Annotated in this window: 19 protein-coding genes; 5 read left to right on the top strand and 14 right to left on the bottom strand. The window is 26.7% G+C overall.

Going from position 1 to position 22,415, the window contains the following annotated elements; all coding sequences use genetic code 11:
* Positions 1–136 precede the first annotated feature (136 nt).
* The 14 genes from AMYT_RS04355 to ispG all read right to left on the bottom strand — a co-directional run bounded on the left by AMYT_RS04355 (position 137) and on the right by ispG (position 15,505).
* Entirely contained in the window at positions 137–1,132 is a 996-nt protein-coding gene (locus AMYT_RS04355) for a glycosyltransferase family A protein (protein ID WP_114841336.1), read from the bottom strand.
* On the bottom strand, positions 1,125–1,970 hold the full coding sequence (locus AMYT_RS04350; protein ID WP_114841335.1) for a hypothetical protein: 846 nt from the start codon (positions 1,968–1,970) through the stop codon (positions 1,125–1,127). Before AMYT_RS04350 ends, AMYT_RS04355 begins: the two co-directional genes overlap by 8 nt.
* A 7-nt stretch (positions 1,971–1,977) precedes the next feature.
* On the bottom strand, positions 1,978–3,504 hold the full coding sequence (locus AMYT_RS04345; protein ID WP_114841334.1) for an oligosaccharide flippase family protein: 1,527 nt from the start codon (positions 3,502–3,504) through the stop codon (positions 1,978–1,980).
* 13 nt (positions 3,505–3,517) lie between these two features.
* Positions 3,518–4,618, bottom strand: a complete 1,101-nt coding sequence (locus AMYT_RS04340; RefSeq protein WP_114841333.1) for a DegT/DnrJ/EryC1/StrS family aminotransferase — start codon at positions 4,616–4,618, stop codon at positions 3,518–3,520.
* 3 nt (positions 4,619–4,621) lie between these two features.
* Positions 4,622–5,131, bottom strand: coding sequence for an acyltransferase (locus tag AMYT_RS04335; protein WP_114841332.1), 510 nt, complete (start codon positions 5,129–5,131; stop codon positions 4,622–4,624).
* Positions 5,121–5,528: a sugar 3,4-ketoisomerase gene (locus tag AMYT_RS04330; protein WP_114841331.1), complete on the bottom strand. Its 408-nt coding sequence runs from the start codon at positions 5,526–5,528 to the stop codon at positions 5,121–5,123. Before AMYT_RS04330 ends, AMYT_RS04335 begins: the two co-directional genes overlap by 11 nt.
* A complete protein-coding gene (gene rfbB, locus AMYT_RS04325; protein ID WP_114841330.1) occupies positions 5,525–6,562 on the bottom strand; it encodes a dTDP-glucose 4,6-dehydratase in 1,038 nt (345 codons plus the stop codon). The genes AMYT_RS04330 and rfbB overlap by 4 nt, the downstream gene beginning before the upstream one ends.
* On the bottom strand, positions 6,555–7,430 hold the full coding sequence (rfbA, locus tag AMYT_RS04320) for a glucose-1-phosphate thymidylyltransferase RfbA (RefSeq protein ID WP_114841329.1): 876 nt from the start codon (positions 7,428–7,430) through the stop codon (positions 6,555–6,557). The genes rfbB and rfbA overlap by 8 nt, the downstream gene beginning before the upstream one ends.
* Complete coding sequence (locus AMYT_RS04315) at positions 7,430–8,488, bottom strand: NAD-dependent epimerase (RefSeq protein ID WP_114841328.1); 1,059 nt, start codon at positions 8,486–8,488, stop codon at positions 7,430–7,432. Before AMYT_RS04315 ends, rfbA begins: the two co-directional genes overlap by 1 nt.
* A 163-nt stretch (positions 8,489–8,651) precedes the next feature.
* Positions 8,652–9,821: a nucleotide sugar dehydrogenase gene (locus tag AMYT_RS04310; protein ID WP_114841327.1), complete on the bottom strand. Its 1,170-nt coding sequence runs from the start codon at positions 9,819–9,821 to the stop codon at positions 8,652–8,654.
* Between the two features lie 10 nt (positions 9,822–9,831).
* Entirely contained in the window at positions 9,832–11,037 is a 1,206-nt protein-coding gene (locus AMYT_RS04305; protein ID WP_114841326.1) for a glucose-6-phosphate isomerase, read from the bottom strand.
* 2 nt (positions 11,038–11,039) lie between these two features.
* On the bottom strand, positions 11,040–11,858 hold the full coding sequence (galU, locus tag AMYT_RS04300; protein WP_114841325.1) for a UTP--glucose-1-phosphate uridylyltransferase GalU: 819 nt from the start codon (positions 11,856–11,858) through the stop codon (positions 11,040–11,042).
* 57 nt (positions 11,859–11,915) lie between these two features.
* Complete coding sequence (gene dnaB, locus AMYT_RS04295) at positions 11,916–14,381, bottom strand: replicative DNA helicase (protein WP_114841324.1); 2,466 nt, start codon at positions 14,379–14,381, stop codon at positions 11,916–11,918.
* 65 nt (positions 14,382–14,446) lie between these two features.
* Positions 14,447–15,505, bottom strand: a complete 1,059-nt coding sequence (gene ispG, locus AMYT_RS04290) for a flavodoxin-dependent (E)-4-hydroxy-3-methylbut-2-enyl-diphosphate synthase (protein WP_114841323.1) — start codon at positions 15,503–15,505, stop codon at positions 14,447–14,449.
* A gap of 154 nt (positions 15,506–15,659) precedes the next feature.
* Between ispG and AMYT_RS04285 the strand changes: the two genes are divergently transcribed.
* The 5 genes from AMYT_RS04285 to AMYT_RS04265 all read left to right on the top strand — a co-directional run bounded on the left by AMYT_RS04285 (position 15,660) and on the right by AMYT_RS04265 (position 22,414).
* Positions 15,660–17,885, top strand: a complete 2,226-nt coding sequence (locus AMYT_RS04285; RefSeq protein WP_114841322.1) for a sensor histidine kinase — start codon at positions 15,660–15,662, stop codon at positions 17,883–17,885.
* A 114-nt stretch (positions 17,886–17,999) separates the two neighbouring features.
* On the top strand, positions 18,000–18,671 hold the full coding sequence (locus AMYT_RS04280; protein ID WP_191287684.1) for a CvpA family protein: 672 nt from the start codon (positions 18,000–18,002) through the stop codon (positions 18,669–18,671).
* Between the two features lie 14 nt (positions 18,672–18,685).
* Positions 18,686–20,203 (top strand): lysine--tRNA ligase, encoded by a 1,518-nt coding sequence (gene lysS, locus AMYT_RS04275; RefSeq protein ID WP_114841321.1) that lies wholly within the window; start codon positions 18,686–18,688, stop codon positions 20,201–20,203.
* A 12-nt stretch (positions 20,204–20,215) separates the two neighbouring features.
* Positions 20,216–21,478 (top strand): serine hydroxymethyltransferase, encoded by a 1,263-nt coding sequence (locus tag AMYT_RS04270; protein ID WP_114841320.1) that lies wholly within the window; start codon positions 20,216–20,218, stop codon positions 21,476–21,478.
* A gap of 15 nt (positions 21,479–21,493) precedes the next feature.
* The gene (locus tag AMYT_RS04265; protein WP_114841319.1) at positions 21,494–22,414 is read left to right on the top strand and encodes an SPOR domain-containing protein; all 921 of its coding nucleotides are present in this window, start codon (positions 21,494–21,496) and stop codon (positions 22,412–22,414) included.
* Position 22,415 lies beyond the last annotated feature (1 nt).

The raw sequence follows: 22,415 nt of genomic DNA, 5'->3' as shown, positions 1-22,415 counted from the left end.
GATAACAAATCATTAAAAACCAAAATTTATAAGGACTTTCTATATCCCATACTACTGGTCCAAACGCAAATATTAACAAAGTGATTAAAAGATAAAATTCAATTAAGATTAATGGCAATAAAAACATAAGTTAGCTCTATTTTTCTAAAAATTTTTCATAATATAAACTTGCATTAGAAGAAAGTAAATCATAATGTTTTTGATATTTATCATAATCTATATCTATACTTTTAAATTTTTTATAAATAGAATAGAAATTGAATAATATTTGAACTCCGTAAATATAGATATTTAAATTTAGTAATCTTTTTAAATATTTATTTGAAAGATTAAAACAAAATAATCTATTTTTTAAAAAAATTTTATTTAAAAATCTTTTTTCATTATTAATTAAATATTTAAATATTGCTATTTTATCATTTGAAAAAACATCATTTTTTATAATATATGTTGAATTATTAGTTCTTCTATAATAAATAAAAATCTTATCAATTTGTTTAAATTTTAATGGAGAATATGTTTCTGACATTTTTATATGTAATGGATAATCTTCTGTTACCAAAAATTTTTCCATAAAATTTATTACTTCATTATTCCTCAAAGCATTAACATTATAAACAATACTAGGAGCATTGAAAAAATTAATTCTTTTTAACCTATCATTATAATTTGAATTTTTATAAATAATATTAGTTGCATATAAATTAAAAATATCAAACGTTGAATCAATCATCTTGCCATCTATAAAATTAATAGGTAATCCCGATAAAATATCAACATCATTTATTTTTTCAAATTCAACAAATAAATTTTCACATGAATAAACATCATCACCTGCAGTAAGTTTACACTTATCTGTTTCTAAATATTTTAATGCTAAAGATAGATTTTTACAAGTACCTCTATTTACTCCATCAGCAATTACATTTATCTTATTAAATAAATTAGCATTTTTATCTAACCAAAATTTAGATAATTCCACTGTTTTATCTTTTGAGCCATCATCTGCAATAATAAGATTGCAAGAAATATCTTTCCCAAAATTAATTATTTGATATTTTATACTTTCCAAATGCTCTAAAATATATTTTTCATGATTATATGAAATTACAATAAATGAAAACTTATCCAAAAAATACCCCTATTTTCTTAATAATAATTCTATATGCAAATAAAAAAACACCTAATCCAATCATTTTATATCCAGTTATAAAAAAATCAATTTTCCATTTAAGTGTTCTTTTATTACTTCCTCCTACTTTATCAGTCAATCCTCTTTTTGATAAATCTAAATCTAATTTATATTTGTCAACTAAAGGCAAAACAACACTAGACACCCATTTGCTTCTATAAATCGCCCCTCCCATAGAATAATTGTAAGGATATATATCTTCATTCTCTTTTTTTATACTATAAAAAATACTTTGTTTATTATAAGTACGATAACTACCAAAATACTCCCATGCCCAAGGGGAATCATTATCTTCAATAAAACTTATTAACTTATCTTTTTTCCAAATGGCAGGAGCAGAATTAAGTTTATAATCAGCTTTAAGGGGTAAACGTTCAAAGCCTTCAAATTTGCCATCATCAATATTCTTATTTTGACTATGAATAAAATAAAATGCACAAATATCTTTATTTTTTTCATCCTCTAACCACTTTATACATTGTTTTATTTTATTTTTATTAACATTTCCTTCTAAAATAAAGTCATCATATAACATTATTACAAAATCACTATCTATATCCTGTAAAGTTTGTTTAAATCTTTTTCCCCAATTATCTAATGTAGATGTTTCATTAAAAGTATGTGTTGTTACATTCGATAAATTGCACTTGATTTTTTCTGTATTTAAAACTATATTATATTCACAATCTGGCCAATATTCTTCAAATGCCTTAAAAAACAATTCCCACACATCATTGTAAGCATCGCAAGTATTTATTACAATTGTACATTTACTCATATTATATTTATTCCTTTATTTTACTTAAATCTCTTATTTTATCTCTTACTATACCCATACTTAAAGAACTTATTATTAAAAAAAATATTCCAACTGTTATAATTTTAAATATTAATATCCATCTATTAGTTAATACATCTATTTTAAAATCAATTAATTGGTAAACTAAAAAAGCTAAAAATATCACACTTAATAAAATAGGTAAAATATCTTTTAATAACCATTTAAAATGAAAATTTGGCATAAATTTATTATGAATGTACCATGTAAAACATACAAACCACAAAAAATTAAAAATCAACCATATAAATCCAGAACCTATTGCTCCATATTTAATTATAGAATAATATATGATAGGAATCTGAAAAATCACCATCATAGAAGCTCCACGAACATAATACTTTAAATTTCCAAATGAATTTTGTAAATAATATTGAAAACTCCCAAATACGAAAAAAGTATATCCTAATGTATACAATATTAAAATATTTTTACCCCATTCTGATGCTTCAATATTTCCAGTAAGTATATAAAGTATTTGCTCTGAAAATATACATATTATTAAACTACTAGATAAGATTATCCAAGTAACTAATTGTGTCATCTTTATATATATATCTTGCATTTTAATATTATCATCACTACTCAATAACATTGTCATCTTTGGAGAAATTGCTAGAAATATGGGTGTTGCAATAGTTATTAAAGAACTAGCAATAAGTATAATAATAGTAAAATATCCAAATTTATCAAGAGCTAAAATACTTGATAAAATAAGTTTATCAAATTGCATTAATAAAGTCCATATTAATGTCGTATAACCAATAGACATAGCAAATGGCAAAATATTTTTTATAGTTGGAATATCTATTTTTAAACTAAAAATATTATTTTTGATTTCATTTATAGGTAATAATTTATATATTCTCAAATTTAAAATTATTACTTCTATAATTCCAACTATTAATTGATAATAAAAAAATATTTTAATATCTTGAGATATAAAAATTAAAAGAATTAATGCACCTAAGTATTTTAATGTTGCAATAAAGATATTTACCTTATTTAACCATACTTGGTCTTCAAAACCATTAATTCCACTTTTATAAACTGTTGTAAACCATCTTACTGAAAGAATTATTCCCATTAAGATAATACAATGTTGAACGGTATTAGTTTCTAATGAATTTGTATTTATCCATTCTTTTGATATCCAATAACTTGTAAAATAAACTAAAAATATCACGAAAATAGATAATATGAAAAATATAATTTCTACACTTCTTAAAAGTTTAAAAAAATCTCTAAATTTTTTATAATTACCTCTAGCTTCAGCAACTTGCCTAGCTAAAGTTGGAGAAAGACCACTATCAAGTAGATTAAGAAAAACTTGCATTAAAATAAAAAAACCTACTAGCCCATATGCTTCTGCACCCATATATTGCAAATATAAAGGCATTACTAAGATACTAAGACCCATTACATATATTTGACCAATATAATTAGCTAATATGTTCTTTTTTGGTAAACTCATATCTCTAAATACTTTAGTTAAAATTATTTATTATTTGAATAATTCTTTTAGTATCTTCTAATGGCTGTACACTACTAATAGGTAAACTTAATACTTCATTATGTATTTGTTCACTTATTTCATAACTTTTTATATTCCACTCTTTGTAAGCTTCTTGTTTGTGAGGAGGTATTGGATAATGAATCAATGTTTGAATATCATTTTCAGCTAAATAATTTTGTAATTCATCTCTTTTATTTGTTCTTATTACAAATAAATGCCAAACATGGTTATCTTTAGCTCTAACAGTTGGTAAAATCAAATTGCTATTTTCAATATTTTGTAAATAATAGTTTGCTATTTCTCTTCTTTTTTCTATTTCATTATCAAGATATTTTAGTTTTACCCTAAGCATTGAGGCTTGTATTTCATCAAGTCTGCTATTTACACCTTTGTAAAGATTTTCATATTTTTTATGACTTCCATAGTTTCCTAGTGCTTTTATAGTATTTGCTAACTCTTCATCATTTGTCGTAACTGCTCCACCATCACCTAAAGCTCCTAGATTTTTACCTGGATAAAAGCTAAATCCACTTGCATCACCTAGATTTCCACTTCTTTTATCTTTGAAATATGCACCATGTGATTGTGCTGAATCTTCTATTACTTTTAGATTATATTTTTTTGCAATTTTATTTATTTTATCCATTTCACAAGTTTGTCCATAAAGGTGTACAGGCAAAATTGCTTTTGTTTTTGAAGTAACTTTTTCTTCTATTTTTGAGGGGTCAATTAAATATGTATTTATATCTGGCTCAACTAAAACAGGAACTAAATTATTTTGTGAAATTGCTAAGATAGAAGCTATATATGTATTTGATGGAACTATTACTTCATCACCATCATTTATAATACCTAATTGTTTATATGCTCTTAAAATTAAAATAAGTGCATCAAGTCCATTTGCTACACCTATTGCATATTTTGTTCCACAATATTTGGCAAACTCTGTTTCAAATTCTTTACACTCATTACCTTGAATATACCAGCCACTATCTATTACTTTTATACAAGCCTCTATTAATTCTTCTTTGTATTGAGAATTTAAACCTTTTAAATCTAAAAATGGAATCATTTTCTATTTTCCTTTACATTGAGTACAAATCAGTGTTTGATCAGATTTTTGTCCACATTTGCAAACATAACCTTTGTGTTTAGCTGGATTACCATACCAAAGTTCCTGAGCTCCCACATTTTTTGTAACTACACTTCCTGCACCAATCATTGCATATTCACCTATTGTTACACCACCAACTATAGTGCTATTTGCACCTATTGAAGCAAATTTTTTTATAATAGTTTTTAAAAACTCTTTTGGATATTGCTTACTTCTAGGTAAGAAATCATTTGTAAAAGTTACATTTGGACCAATAAATACATTATCTTCTAATATAATGCCATCCCAAATTTGAACACCACTTTTAATTGTTACATTGTTACCTATAAAAACATCATTTTCTATAAAAACTTGCGAATTAATATTACAATTTTGACCAATAGTTGCATTTTTTAAAATTACACAAAATTGCCAAATATTAGTATTATCTCCAATATTTAAAGATTGTACATCAGATAATTTATGAATCATTATTTACTACTTTTAAAAATCTATCATAATCTCTTATATAGTCATGCTCATCATATTTTTCACTTGCTAATACCACTAAAACACAATCTGAACTAAAATCTTTCATTTCTCTCCAAATAAGACCTTCAATAAAAAGACCTTGATTTGGATTGCTTAATTTTATCTCTTCTCTAGAACTTCCATCATCAAGAACAAAAGTACAACTACCTTTTACAGCTATAGCTATTTGTTTAAGATTGATATGAGCATGAAAACCTCTTTCAATACCCTTTTTTGTATCAAAAATATAATAAACCCTTTTTATTTGGAAAGGAGCGTTATAACCTTCTTCTATTGCTATTAAAGATCCTCTTTCATCTCCTAAAGTTTTAAAATCTATTAGTTTATAACTCGTCATTTACAAACTCCATATTTGCTCAAATACCATTCTATTGTTTTAACTATACCTGTATCAAAGTTTTCATCAGCTTTCCATCCAAGTTCACTTTCTAACTTAGTTGCATCAATAGCATATCTTCTATCATGTCCTGCTCTATCTTCAACAAAAGTGATTAACTCTTTATATGAAGATTTATTCTTTGATGGAAATTCTTTATCTAAAATCTCACAAATAGTATTTACTATTTGTAAATTTGTTCTTTCATTTCTTCCACCAATATTATATGTTTCACCTTTATTACCATTATGATAAACTAAATCTATACCTTTACAATGATCTAGTACATACAACCAATCTCTTATATTTTTGCCATCACCATAAATTGGAATTGGATTTTCATTTAAAGCATTTCTTATGATAGTTGGTATTAACTTTTCATTATGTTGTTTAGGACCATAGTTATTTGAACAATTTGTTATCACACAATTCATACCAAAAGTTTCAACATAACTTCTAATTATCATATCACTAGATGCTTTACTAGCACTATAAGGAGAATTTGGAGCATATGGAGTTTTTTCTGTAAATAATCCAGTTTCTCCAAGTGTACCATATACTTCATCAGTAGAAATATGATGAAATCTACAATTTATATACTCTTCTTTATATAAAAATGGTTTTTCCATCCAATATTTATAAGCTACATCAACAAGATTATATGTCCCATTTACATTTGTTTGTATAAATACTCCTGGATTTTTTATAGAGTTATCTACATGAGATTCTGCTGCAAAGTGAATAACCCCTTTTATATCATATTCACTAAATATAAATTCTAATAATTCTCTATTACAAATATCACCTTTTATAAATTTGTATCTTGGATTATTTTCACACTCTACTAAATTGTTTAAATCACCTGCATAAGTTAAAAGGTCTAAATTTACAAGATTATAGTTTGAATATTTTTCTAAAAAATATGGTACAAAATTACTACCTATAAATCCAGCACATCCTGTAACTAATATAGTTTGATTCTTATTATTAAACATTTTCTTCCTTGATTAAATCATAAAGATATTGTCCATAACCATTTTTAGATAATGGTTTTGCTATTTGTAAAATTTTTTCTTTACTAATCCAACTATTTCTATATGCTATTTCTTCAAGACAAGCAATTTTATAACCCTGCCTGTGTTCTATTGTTTGTACAAATTGTCCAGCTTCTATTAAGCTATCATGAGTTCCAGTATCTAACCAAGCAAAACCACGGCCAAGAAGTTCTACTTTTAATTTTCCTTTTTTTAAATACTCTTGATTTACACTTGTAATTTCCAATTCTCCTCTATGGCTAGGCTTTACTTTTTTAGCAATTTCAATTACTTCATTATCATAAAAATATAAACCAGTTACTGCAAAATTTGATTTTGGATTAATTGGTTTTTCTTCTATACTTATTGCATTTTTATTTTGATCAAATTCAACTACACCAAATCTTTCAGGATCTTTTACTTGATAACCAAATACAACCGCACCATTTTTTAAAGAAGCTGCATTTTTAAGCATTGGAGTAAAGCCTTGCCCATAAAAAATATTATCTCCTAAAATTAAACAAACATTATCTTTACCTATAAACTCTTCACCTAAGATAAATGCTTGTGCAAGACCATCTGGGCTTGGTTGTATTTTATATTCCAATGTTATACCCCAATCGCTTCCATCTCCCAAAAGTTCTTTAAATTTATCTATATCTTGAGGAGTTGAAATAATCAATATTTCATTAATACCCGCTAACATAAGAACAGACAATGGATAATATATCATTGGCTTATCATATATTGGAAGAAGTTGCTTACTTATACTTCGTGTTATAGGATAAAGTCTAGTACCACTACCTCCAGCTAAAATAATACCTTTCATTATATTTCCTTTTTATAAAATTCTTTATACCACTTAATAAATTCTTTAATACCTTTATCTAAAGTAGTATTTGGTTTATAATTAAAATCTTCTATTAACTCATTAACATCTGCATATGTACTTTCCACATCTCCATCTTGCATAGGTAAAAACTCTTTTGTGGCATCTTTTCCTATTTCTTTTTCTAAAGTACTTATAAAATCCATAAGTTTAATAGGCGAATTATTACCTATATTATAAATTCTATATGGTGCAGTTGATATAGAGGTATTAGGATTATTTGCATCAAACTTTTCTGATGCTTTTGCAGGATTAGCAATAACTTTTACAATACCTTCAACTATATCATCAATATAAGTAAAATCTCTACTCATATTTCCATGGTTAAATACTTTTATAGGTCTATTTTTTGTAATTGCATCTGTAAAAAGCATAGGTGCCATATCTGGTCTTCCCCAAGGTCCATAAACTGTAAAAAATCTTAAACCTGTTGTAGAAATACCAAAAAGATGACTATAAGTATGTGCCATAAGTTCATTTGATTTTTTAGTTGATGCATAAAGTGAAATTGGATGAGATACATTATCTGTAGTTTTAAAAGGTTGTGATTTATTTAGTCCATATACAGATGAACTTGAAGCATAAGATAAATTCTTAACATTAAAAGTTCTACAAGCCTCTAAAATATTTAAAAATCCAACAATATTTGATTGAATATATGCATCAGGATTTGTTAAAGAGTACCTAACTCCAGCTTGTGCTGCTAAATTACAAACAGCATCAAATTTCTCAGTTTCAAAAAGTTTAAATAAATTTTCTTTATCTTCCAAATTAAGTTTTATAAATTTATGTTTTTTATACTTACTACTTATTATTTGTTTATTGTAATCAATCTCTTCTTTTTTTATGCCAAGTTCATTTAATCTAGCATATTTTAGGTTTACATCATAATAGTCATTTATATTATCAAGACCTACTACTTCATCTCCTCTTTCAAGAAGTTTTATAGCTAAATGGCTACCTATAAATCCAGCTGTTCCCGTAATAAGTATTTTCAAAACTTTCCTTCTATAAAATAAACAATATTATATTAAAAGTTTGTTTTAAATTTAGTTAAATTAAGTGACCATTTTAGAACTTCATTTTTAGAAGAAGTTAATATCTATCATATATTTTAAGGGTTTTTTCTTAAAAAATCTAGTTAAAATGTTTAACTAGATTTTAACTGTCAGAATTAAAAATATCTCTTGTATAGATTTTTTCTTCAACATCTTTTATTTCATCTGAGATTCTATTTGCTACAATTACATCACTTATAGCTTTAAATTCTTTTATATCTTTTATTACCTTAGAATTAAAAAAGTCATCTTCTTTAAGCACTGGTTCATAAACTACTACTTCTATACCTTTTGCTTTTATTCTTTTCATAATTCCTTGAATAGCACTTGCTCTAAAGTTATCACTTCCCTCTTTCATCACAAGTCTATAAACACCTACAATTTTAGGTTTTTTTGCAATAATACTATCAGCTATAAAATCTTTTCTTGTACTATTTGCTTCTACAATAGCACTTATTAGATTATTTGGAACATCTTGATAATTTGCTCTTAATTGTTTTGTATCTTTTGGTAAACAATACCCTCCATAACCAAAACTAGGATTATTATAATGACTTCCAATTCTAGGGTCTAATCCTACTCCTTGTATTATCTCTTTTGTATCAAGATTATGAGTTTGTGCATAAGAGTCCAATTCATTAAAATAAGCAACTCTCATTGCTAAATAAGTATTTGAAAACAGTTTTACAGCTTCTGCTTCAGTTGAGTTTGTAAATAACATAGGAATATCTTTTTTAATAGCACCTTGAGCTAAAAGCTTTGCAAAAACCTCAGCTCTTTTACTTTTTTCACCAACGATAATCCTACTTGGATATAAATTATCATATAAGGCTTTTCCTTCTCTTAGAAATTCAGGACTAAAAATAATATTTTTACAATTAAATTTTTCTTTTACACTATTTGTATAACCCACTGGAATAGTTGATTTTATAACCATTATAGCTTCGCTATTTACTTCTAACACATCACTTATTACAGCTTCTACACTTTTTGTATTAAAGTAGTTTGTTTCAGGATCATAATCAGTTGGAGTTGAAATAATAACAAAATCTGCATCTTTATAAGCCTCTTTTTTATCTAAAGTCGCTCTAAAATTTAATTTTTGATTTTTTAAAAAATCTTCTATTTCTTTGTCTTCAATTGGAGATATTTTATTATTTAACATTTCAACTTTTTTCTCAACTATATCTAAAGCTACAACTTCATTATGTTGAGCTAATAAAACTCCATTTGATAATCCCACATATCCTGTGCCAGCTATTGCTATTTTCAATTAATCTCCTTTAATTTTTTTGAAGTTTTTCTTTTAAAATAATTTTACCAGCTTCAACCCCTGGTTGATTATAAGTATTTATTTGAACAAACCTTCCAACAACAGAAGTTAGAAGTTGATAACTAAACATTAATTTTGCAATATTATACTCATCTACTCTATTAATAGTAATAACATCATAAGGTATATCAGCTAACTGTTTAATAGACTCAATTGTTGCATTTGCTTGTTCATCTATTAGTTTTGAAAACTCTAAATTATCAATATATTCTAAACCTTCAAAGCCATCTAAAGTATTTGAAGGTATCTTTGTATTATCTTGAAAATCAGCAACTTTTATAAAAGTTACCGTTTTATCTCTTTTACCCTCAGCAATAAGCTGTAAAAATGAGTGTTGATCAACAGGACCAATTAATCCAATAGGAGTTAAAGCTTGTTTTGTTCCATTTATATTTATCTTGCCTAAGCTCTCTCCCCAAAGTTGAATATACCACTTATTAAACCCTTCAAGGCTAGCGGAATAAGAAAAAACTACATTTATATTAAACCTATTTTTATTTTCAACCATAAATCTAGCTTTTTCCATAATTGTTTCATAATAACCTTTTTTTTCAAAAAAGCTATTTTTAACCTCTCTTGCACCAGCTAATAAACTATCTATATCTACACCCAAAATTGCAAGAGGAACTAATCCAACTGTTGAAAAAACAGAAAATCTTCCACCTACATTTTTAGGTATTTCAAAAGTTTTCATACCATTTTTAAGTGCAAACTGCGTTAATTTACTATCATTTTCACTAATAATTACACAATTATTTTTATCAATTTTTACCAATGAAGCAATATATTTAAAAATAGAAATTGTCTCAATTGTAGTTCCTGATTTACTAATAACTAAAAATAAAGTATTATTTAAATCAAGTTTTTTAAGTCTAAGTTTTATATCAGTTGGATCAGTTGATTCAAAAAAATGTAACTCTTTACTATACTCATGAGTTGGCTTTAAAAATTGATAAATAGCATAAGTTCCTAAAGTGCTTCCACCTATACCAATAATGGCAATATTTGAGTATTTAACACTTTTGGCATACTCTTTTATCTCTTTTGTATCTTGTAGAGGTAAAGAGTAATATCCTATGGTATCTATCTCTTTTTTTACATACTCAAATATAGTTTCACTAGATTTTATTTGATAAAAACTTTTTGTATATTGCATATTTATTTACTTTTTTCATAAAAATAATTTGTTGCTTTTACAAAGCCATCAATACTTCCACAATCAAATCTAATGCCTTTAAATTTAAAACCTAAAACCATACCTTTTTTTGCTTGTGTTAAAAGAGCATCTGTAATTTGTATCTCTCCACCTTTTCCAGGTTTTGTCTCTTTTATAATTTCAAAAATATCAGGAGTTAAAATATATCTTCCAATAATCGCTAAATTTGAAGGGGCATCTTGGGGTTCTGGTTTTTCAACCATATTATCTATCATAAAAATACCATCTTCTATCTCTCTTCCTGAAATAACACCATATTTATTTGTCTCTTCTTTAGGAACTTCTTCAATAGCTACAATACAACACTGATATTTTTCATATAACTTTACCATTTGAGACAATACTCCACTACTTGTATTATCACATAAATCATCAGCTAAAATAACTGCAAAAGGTTCATTTCCAATTAGTGTTTCACCTGTTAAAATTGCATGACCAAGACCTTTCATCTCTGTTTGTCTTGTATAAGAAAAAGTACACTTTTCTATAACATCTCTAATTTCAGTTAAATAGTGTTCTTTACTTGTACCTTTTATTTGATGTTCTAATTCATAAGAAATATCAAAATGATCTTCTATTGCTCTTTTTCCTCGTCCTGTTACTATTGCCATAGTATTACATCCAGCTTCAATTGCTTCTTCTACTCCATACTGAATAAGTGGTTTTGTAAGGACTGGTAACATCTCTTTTGGAGTAGCTTTTGTAGCAGGTAAAAATCTAGTTCCATAGCCTGCTGCGGGAAATAAACATTTTTTTATCATAAAAATCCTAATTTATCCAATTTTTTAACTTAATATTATAACTAAACTTCAATAAAATCAAAGTATCATAGGTACATCAATATTTGTCTCTTTATTTGCATCAGCAACAGCTTCAAATACAACTTCAATAGGTGTTTCATTACTATTTGGCTTATCCACAAATCTAGTATATTGTTTATGAAAGTCAAGTTTTACTGTACCTATTGGTCCATTTCTTTGTTTTCCTATAATAATCTCTGCTTCTTCAACTGGCTTATTAACAAAAGTAGATTTATACTCTTCACCCTTATCTTTTGCCTCTTTTTCTTTTCTAGCCTCTTCTCTTTCTTTATAAACATCATCTCTATATACAAACATAATAATATCGGCATCTTGCTCAATAGCTCCAGACTCTCTTAAATCACTTAGCATTGGTCTTTTATCAGGTCTATTTTCAAGTCCCCTATTTAACTGAGAAAGGGCAATAATAGGTATTTTCATCTCCCTTGCAAGCATTTTAAGACCCCTTGAAATATCAGAAACCTCTTGGTGTCTATCTTTATTTCCAATACCTTGCATAAGTTGTAAGTAGTCAATTACTACTAGTGAGATATTATTATCATCATTTTGAGCTAATTTTCTAACTCTTGCTCTTAATTGGTTGATATTTACACTTCCCCCATCATCCACAAAAAGTCTTTTTTTATTTAAATCCTCTATTGCTTTTGAAAGATTACTCCACTGTTCATCATCCATATCACCTTTTCTTAAATTTTGAAGAGGTATTGAAGTTTTAGCAGCAAGCATCCTTAACATTAATTGTTCTGCTGGCATCTCTAAAGAGAAGAAAATCACACCTTTATTTGCTTCAACATTTGCTAAAGCCATATTTAATACAAGAGCAGTATTATGAGTTACTGTCATATCTTCAAGTAAGAATAACTTATTTCCATCTATTTCAAAACCAAAATAGTCATCTACAATATCTTTTTCTATTGTTATTCCTGTTTGATTCCATGTTCTATTGCAATCCCATGCTTTTGCTTTTTTTCTTTGAATTTTTACAGGAATAATATCTATATTTCCAAATATTCTAACTCTATATACATAACATTTAAAATCTATTTCTTTTATAGATGCTTTTTTCTTAGTTAAAGAGGTTCTAAAGCCTAATGTATCGCACAAATATTTTATCTGTTTTGCTAAATTTTTATCTTTTTGAGTTATTTCATATCCATTGCAGTTCTCATCATAATATCCATCACTATCAATCAATCCTGCAAGTAATTCTAATCTTTTTTCTTTTGAGTTTATTAAATAATTTTGAGGAATATGTTTATCTTCTAAAACTTTTTCATCTCTTAAAAGTTTTTGTAAAGAAAATGCTGTTTTTCCATCAACTGATTTTTTATTAGTTATTGAGTATTCTGGACATTTATTTTCAGCTATATATTCTCTTAAATCTAAATTCAATCTATTGCTATATTCTTTTAAATATTCAATAATTTCTCTATCTTTTGTATATATGGAAACTTTTGAACTTGAACCATCACCTAACCATAAACCTAAGAAATATGGTTCAATTAAGGTATCATTACTTTTAAACTCAACTGCAACTTTGTACCCTTTATAATTACTTTTAAATTTATCACTTTTTTCTAAATACTCTTTTAAACCAATATTTAAAATTTCTCCATTTTTATGTGAGCCTTCACTTCTACTTCTTTTTAAAGATAAAATATGTGATTCATTTACTCTATAATCAATTGCTTTATTTTGTCTTATCCAATACATTTGTTCTTTACCTCTTGCAAGAGATAATACATTTCTAGGTGTTGAATCATCACCCATAAGTTGATCTCCAACTTTTATATCTTCAACATTTTTTAAAGTTCCATCATACATTAAAACTTTTGTTCCACGTCCTAAACATTTTCCCATAGCAGGTCTTGCAGCAATAATTACTAAATCTCCCGCATTAAATCCAGTTGTTCTTTTATCTAAATCAAAAAATCCAGTTGTTTCACCAATTAGGTGTTTATTACCCATCTCTTTCATTTTCTTAATATAACTTAAAGTATCAGTAGTAATAATATTCATATCTTTTAATTCAGATGTGGCACTATCAGTTGAGATTTTATATAGTTCACCTTGAATAGTATCTAAAGCTTCATTTGCAGGAATATCTTCTTCTATTGAAACTTTTTTTATAGTAGTTGCTAAAGAAGCAAGTTCTCTTTTAATACTTCCATCTTTTATCTCTCTTACATAAGCCATAGTATTTGTAATAGGATTTGCTGAAAGTATCTCTATTATAATAGAATCATCCACATCTTTTGAGCTTACTTTTCTTCTAATAAACTCTTCATCTATTGGCATATCATCTTTATAAAGATTCATCATAACTTCAAAAATCTTTTGATGTGCAGGAAGGTAAAAATCTTTTGGTTTAAGTATTGAGATAATTTCTTCTATTTCGTCAGGGTTAAAAAGTATTGAGCTTAGTACAGCTCTTTCAATGTTTATGCTATAAACGCTATCCATAAAATCTCCAAAATCAATTAAAGATTTTATTATATCTAATAGTTGCTAATAACAAAGAAGAAGAGTTATTTCTTCTTTGCTTCTTCTTCTACTTCTTGTAAAAATCTATCAAGTAATTTATCAGTAGGAAGTTTTGCTATAGTTTCACCTTTTTTTATAATAAGTCCACTTCCTTTACCATAAGCAATAGCCACATCGGCACTTTTAGCTTCACCTAAGGCATTTACAACACATCCCATTACAGATACATTTAAAGGAGTTTTTATATGCTTAGTTTTTTCTTCTACTAAAGCAACTGCACTTACTAAATCAGCTTCAATTCTTCCACAAGTTGGGCAAGAAATAATATTAAGTCCCTCTTTTACAAGACCTGCATCTTTTAAAATAGCACGACCCACTTCAATCTCTTTTTCAAGTTCCCCAGTCATAGATACTCTTAAAGTATCCCCTATTCCATCTAAAAGTAAACTTCCTAAAGCAATTGAAGATTTTATAGTTGAGTGAAATTGAGTACCAGCTTCAGTAACTCCTAAATGAAAAGGATAATTGTTTTTAGGTCTTAATCCTCTATATGCCTCAACTGTTCTTTGAACATCACTTGCTTTTAATGATACTTTAATATCTGTAAAATCTAAATCTTCTAAAAATTTTATATTATAATCAGCACTTGCTATCATCCCTTGGGCAGTTTGACCATATTTATCTTCAAACTCTTTTTCAAGTGAGCCACAATTAACTCCAATTCTAATAGGTAGATTTCTTTGTTTACAAGCTTTTACTACCTCTTCAACTCTTTTTTTATCTCCGATATTTCCAGGGTTTATTCTAATACAATCAACAACCTCTGCTGCAATTAAAGCTAATCTATAGTTAAAATGAATATCTGCAACAATTGGTAAAGTTACTTGTTTTTTTATCTCCTTTAAAGCATTTGCTGCTTCTTTATCAGGAACTGCAACTCTTACAATATCAGCTCCAGCAAAATGCAATCTTCTTATTTGCTCAACTGTTGCTTGTACATCTGATGTCTTAGAATAAGTCATAGACTGAACGGAAATTGGTGCATCTCCACCAATAGGAACATTGCCTACATAAATCTTTTTTGTTGGGTATCTTTTTATCATGCCGAAATTGTATCACAGAAATATTAATTTTAAGTGAAATTTTTCAATTGATATTTTTATTAATTATGTTGCTATTGTGTCATATTTTTATTGTATAAAAAGTGAACATTCAATATAATAATAAAAACTAATAGGTGAAATAGAAGATTATTTTATGATATATAAGCAAAACCTTTACAAATTTTTTACATTATTTATTATACTAGCTCTTAGTATAATAATTATTACGACCTTATATATTCATAATAAAGAGAAAAATCTTTTAAATTCAAAATACTTAAATACCTCAAATAATATTCATAAATTTATAAAAAGTTTAATTGAAGATAAACAAAATGCTACTTTAACCATAGCCCTATCTTTAGCAAAAGATGATAGACTTTACTCATATTTAAAAAATAAAACTTATGAAAATTTAGAATATTCAAAAATCTCTTTACAAATGAAAGAATATACAGAGTTTAAAAATGTTTGGATTCAAATAATTGATAAATATGGAAACTCCATTTATAGATCATGGAGTAAAGAGAAAAATGACAACCTTCTTTTTAGAAATGATTTGTCTAAAATGATAAAAAAACAAGCAATTACAACTTCTATTAGTGTAGGTAAATATGACCTTAGTATAAAAGCAAAAACTCCAATTTTTGATACAAATGGTGATTTTTTAGGTCTATTAGAAGTAATTACACACTTTAATTCTATTTCAAAAAAGCTAAAAGAAAATAAAATTGAAGCCTTAATTATTGCAAATAAAAAATATAAAACTAGATTACAACACTCCTTAACAAATACTTTTATAGATGATTATTATATTGCAAATTTAGATGCAAATAAAACTTTAATAACATATTTAAAAAATAATAATATTCTTAGATATTTAAATATTAAAAATTATATTTTAGAAAATGACTATTTAATAAATTCATATATTCTAAAAAATAACGAAGATGAAAACTTAGGAAGTATTGTAACTTTTATAAAAGAATCAGATATTGATACAGAAGCTATTCAAGCATACAAAAAGCAAATGATTATGCTAATAATTATTGCTTTAATTATTTTGATTTTTATCTTTACTTTTTATGTTTATAATATTGATTCAAAAAATATTTCAAGATTAAATGTTAGATTAAAAAAACATATCTTGCAATTAAAAATACAAGAGAATAAAAAACAATCAATTTTAGATTCTCAATCAAATATTATTGTAATAACAAATGGTGAAAGAATTATAAATGCAAATAAACAACTTCTTAAATTTTTCAAGGATACAAAAACACTAAGTGAGTTTAGAAGAAAATATACTTGTGTTTGTACAGCTTTTGTTGATATGCATACAAAAGATTATATTATAGATAAAGATTACAATGGAAAAAATTGGGCTCAACATGTACTTTCAAAGCCACAAAAAAGTTTTAAAGTTGCTATGTATAATCATAAAAATAATATCAAACATTTTTCACTTAAAGTCTCTAAAGGAGAAGTTGATAATTTTATAATTGTAACTTTAACTGATATTACATTAGAGATTAAACAAAAAGAAGAATTAGAATTTTTAAATAACAATTTAGAACTTTTAGTAAATAAAAAAACAATAGAGCTAAAAAAATTAAATGAGACTTTAGAACTTAGAATAAATGAAGAAATAGAAAAAAGTAAAGAAAAAGATAGACTTCTTTTCCAACAAGCAAAAATTACAGCAATTGCAGATACTTTAAAAAATATTGCCCATCAATGGAGACAACCTTTAAGTACAATTAGTACAGCAACAAGTGGTATTCAAATCCAAAAAGAAATGGGAATTTTAAGTGATGAAGACTTTGATATTTCTTGCAAAACAATACTAAATAACACAAAAAAACTTTCAAAAACAATAGATAATTTTACAAACTTTTTTATTGAAGAAAAAAATCATACAATTTTCTCCCTTGTAAAAGCTATTCAAAACTCTTTAAAATTTTTAAGTGCCACTTTTGAAGAAACAAATATAAAAGTAGATTTCACTTATGATTTTGATTTTGAAATAGATGGGTATAAAGTTGAATTTCAGCAAGCTATAATAAATATTTTAGACAATGCCATTTATGCTTTAATAGAAAAAAAAGAGCTAAAAGATAGATATATTTTTATAGAATTAAATAATAAAGTTTTAAGTATTAAAGACTCAGCAAATGGCATAGAACAAGAGCATCTTTCAAAAGTTTTAGAGCCTTATTTTACAACAAAACATCAAGCTTTTGGTATAGGTTTAGGACTTTATATGGTGCAAGAATTATTAATAAAACATATGAATTTTAAAATTGATGTAAAAAATTGTACTTTTATACATAATAATAAAGAGTATAAAGGTGCAAATATAATTATAGATTTTAACTAAATTTTGCCTTTTTAAATATCTTTAGAAAAAGTGCAAAGCCTTTAGTCTTCTTCTTTTTAAACTTCTATTTGGAAAAACTTAGTTATAATACTCATTATTTATAAAGGAACTAAGTTGCAAGAGTTTACATATTTTGATATGGCTGTAATTGGTATTACCCTGATATTAGGTCTAAAGGGTCTTTTTAGAGGGTTTATTAAAGAGGTTTTTGGGATTATTGGGATTATTGGTGGAATCTTTATTGCTTCTAGATATTCACTTGATATTGGTAATTTAGTTAAGCCTATTTTAGCACTAGAAAATGAAGCTACTATAAAACTTATTGGTTTTATTGTTACACTTGTTGGATTTTGGGTTATTGTCTATTTTATTGGACTTATCTTAAATAAAATCTCTGATTTAAGTGGCTTAGGTGTAATAAATAGAATCTTAGGATTCTTATTTGGTAGTGCAAAAATCTTTTTAATCTTCTCTGTTATTATATATGCTTTATATCAAGTACAATCATTTAAATCTGTAATCGATGAAAAAATTGGAACTTCAATGACTTTTCCTTACTTAGTTGATGTTGGTGGATATATTATAAAACTAGATACAACTGAGGTTACAAAAAATATTGAAAAAAGTGTTGATTCTGTGGTAAATACTACAAAAGAAACATTAAATAAAGCTATTGAAGAAAAAGTTACACAAGAAGTGCAAGAAGCAACTAAAGAAGTATTAGATAATGTAACAAATACTCCTACAGATGAAAAACCTGTAGAACCTACAACACAAGAGAAATAGATAAAGGAATTTAAATTTTGTTTGAGAATAAATATATACAACAAAGAATTGAAAAAGCAAATAATTTAAGAGAGTTAGGTGTAAATCCATATTCAAATGAGAGTAAAAGAAATACAACAATTTCAAAATATTTAAATGTAAACTCTGATATTTATCAAAAAGAAGAAAAAAGAGAAGAAAATAGACATTATACTGTTGCTGGAAGAATTAAGTTTTTTAGGCTTATGGGAAAAGCAAGCTTTTTAAAAATTGAAGATGAAAGTGGTATTTTACAAGTTTATGTAGCAAGAGATAACCTTCCAGAAGGTTTTTATAATGATGTATTTAAGAAGAATGTAGAAGTTGGAGATATTATTGAAGTATCAGGATACCCTTTTGTTACAAATAAAGGAGAGTTATCACTTCATGTTCATTCTCTTTCAATTTTAACAAAGGCTATCTCTCCACTTCCAGAGAAATACCATGGAATTCAAGATAAAGAGTTAAGATATAGACAAAGATACTTAGACCTTATTATGAACTCACAAGTAAGAAAGACTTTCCACATTAGATCTAAAGTTATCTCATTAACTAGAAGATTCTTTGAAAATAAAGGTTTCTTAGAAGTTGAAACTCCAATGATGCACCCAATTCCTGGTGGAGCAAATGCAAAACCATTTGTTACTCATCATAATGCTTTAGGGGTTGATAGATACTTAAGAATTGCACCAGAGTTATATTTAAAAAGATTAATTGTTGGTGGATTTGAAGCTGTATTTGAAATCAATAGAAACTTTAGAAATGAAGGTATGGATGCAACACACAATCCTGAATTTACTTCTATTGAGTTTTATTGGGCATATAAAACTTATAAAGATTTAATTGCTATTACAAAAGAGTATTTTGAGTATTTATTTGAGCATTTAGATTTACCAAATATTTTACCTTATGGTGAATTTGAGATTGATTTTAGTAAATTTACTGAAGTTCCATTAATTGAATCGCTTACAACTATTGGTGGTGTTCCAGCTGAAATCACTCAAGATAAAGATAAAATTTTAGCTTATTTAAAACAAAATAATTTAGAAGCAAATGAGAATCTAAATCTTGGACAATTACAAGGTGAATTATTTGATGCTTTTGTAGAGGATAAATTAATTAACCCTACATTTATTACTGAATATCCAGTTGAAATTTCACCTCTTGCTAGAAGAAATGATGAAAAACCTCATTTAACAGATAGATTTGAGCTATTTATTGCTGGAAAAGAAATAGCAAATGCTTTTAGTGAGTTAAATGACCCACTAGACCAATTAGAAAGATTTGAAGCACAAATGGCTGCAAAAGATAAAGGTGATGATGAAGCACATGAAATGGATGAAGATTTTGTAAATGCTTTATCATATGGTATGGCTCCAACAGCTGGTCAAGGAATAGGAATTGACAGACTAGTAATGATGCTTACAAATGAGCATTCTATTAGAGATGTATTATTATTTCCAGCAATGAAACCAATTAAACATGAAATTGATTTATTAGCAGACGAAGAATAAAAGGAGAATAATATGAGTTTTTTATCAAATGAGAACTTAGCACAAGCAGATGAAAAAGTATTTTCCATCATAGAGAATGAATTAAAAAGACAAACAAATCATTTAGAGATGATAGCAAGTGAAAACTTTACAAGCCCAGCAGTAATGCAAGCAATGGGTTCTATTTTTACAAATAAATATGCAGAGGGTTATCCATATAAAAGATATTATGGAGGATGTGAATTTGCTGATGAAGTAGAACAATTAGCAATCAATAGAGCATGCGAAATCTTTGGATGTAAATATGCAAATGTACAACCACATTCAGGAAGCCAAGCAAATGGTGCAGTATATGCAGCATTATTAAGTGCAGGAGATAAAATCCTAGGAATGGATTTATCACATGGAGGACACTTAACACATGGTTCAAAACCATCTTTTTCAGGTAAGAACTATCAAGCATTCTATTATGGAGTAGAACTTGATGGAAGAATTAACTATGATAAAGTATTAGATATAGCAAAAATAGTTCAACCAAAAATTATAGTATGTGGAGCAAGTGCATACGCAAGAGAGATAGATTTTAAAAGATTTAAAGAAATAGCAGATGAAGTAGGAGCAATTTTATTTGCAGATATAGCACATGTAGCAGGACTAGTAGCAGCAGGAGAGCACCAAAGCCCATTCCCATACGCAGATATAGTAACAACAACAACTCATAAGACATTAAGAGGTCCAAGAGGTGGGATGATAATGACAAATGATGAGGAAATAGCAAAAAAAATCAATAGTGCAATTTTCCCAGGATTACAAGGTGGACCATTAGTACATGTAATAGCAGCAAAAGCAGTAGCATTTGGAGAAGTTTTAAAACCACAATGGAAAGAGTATGCAAAACAAGTAAAAGCAAATGCAAAAGTATTAGCAGAAGTACTAGTAAAAAGAGGATATGATTTAGTAAGTAATGGAACAGATAATCACTTAGTATTAGTATCATTTTTAAATAAACCATTTTCAGGGAAAGATGCAGATGCAGCATTAGGGAAAGCAGGGATAACAGTAAATAAAAATACAGTACCAGGAGAGACAAGAAGTCCATTTGTAACAAGTGGTATAAGAATAGGAAGCCCAGCATTAACAGCAAGAGGGATGAAAGAAAAAGAGTTTGAATATATAGCAAATAAAATATGTGATGTATTAGATGACATTGAAAATACGCAACTTCAAGAAAAAGTAAATAAAGAACTTGAAGAGCTTGCTTCTAAGTTTGTTATTTATACTCAATCTACTTACTAAAAATAAGGATTAATAATGGAAATCAAAGGCGAAGATTTTTTAAAGAAAGTACAAATAAAACAAGAGACTGAAGAATTAGAACAAAGATTATCTCAACTAAAAAAGGAAGAGGAAATATCTTTTAATCCTCAACCTCAAAATAGTATAAGAAATAATATTGAAGAGGATGCAGTAAAAGTTGATATTGCCGATCAAGAATTAGGGGATATTATGCTTGGAACTTCAAATGACTCTAATGAAATAAATAAGAAAAAATACCTTATTTTAGGGCTTGTATTAATTATACTTTTTTTATTAACAATAGTAATTATTCGTCTTTTAAATTCTCCAAGTGAAGATAGTGGATTTGAAACAAACAAATCTAAAGAAGAAAAAATTTTAGAAAATGATAATATTGAAGAACAATATCAAAAAATCATTGATGAAAAATTAAAAAATATAAAAGAACAAAATAATCAAGTGGAGCAAAAAGAAGAAGAGTTAAATATTCAATCTATTGAAGAAAAAGAAAAAAAGATTGAAGAAGAAACTGTTGCAAAACCTGATGTTTTTGGTATAAAAGAAGAAGTAGCTGTTGAAGAGAAAAAAGTAGAACCTGTAAAAGAAGAAGTAGCAAAAGAGCAAACTACTTTACCAAAGAAAAAACCTGTGGTAACAGAACCAAAAGTAGAAAAAAAACCTGTAGTTAAAACTACAACTAAACCAGAGGGAACTTTTGTACAAGTTGGAGCTTTTTCTAAACAACCAGCACAAAAATATTTAGATAAAATTGTAAATAATGGATTTGCTTTTACTATTTATAAAGTAAATATCAATGGTAAAATTTATAATAAAGTTTTAATTGGACCATATAAAAATAGAGCAGAAGCTGAAAAAAATATGGAAATTATTAAAAGAAAACTAAATATTTCTAGTGCCTTTATTTTAAGATTTTAAG

Origin of the sequence: Malaciobacter mytili LMG 24559 (assembly GCF_003346775.1) — a bacterium.
Taxonomy (GTDB): Bacteria; Campylobacterota; Campylobacteria; order Campylobacterales; family Arcobacteraceae; genus Malaciobacter; species Malaciobacter mytili.
The sequence above is the reverse complement of the archived record's forward strand: the minus strand, read 5'-3'. Positions and strand labels throughout refer to the sequence as shown.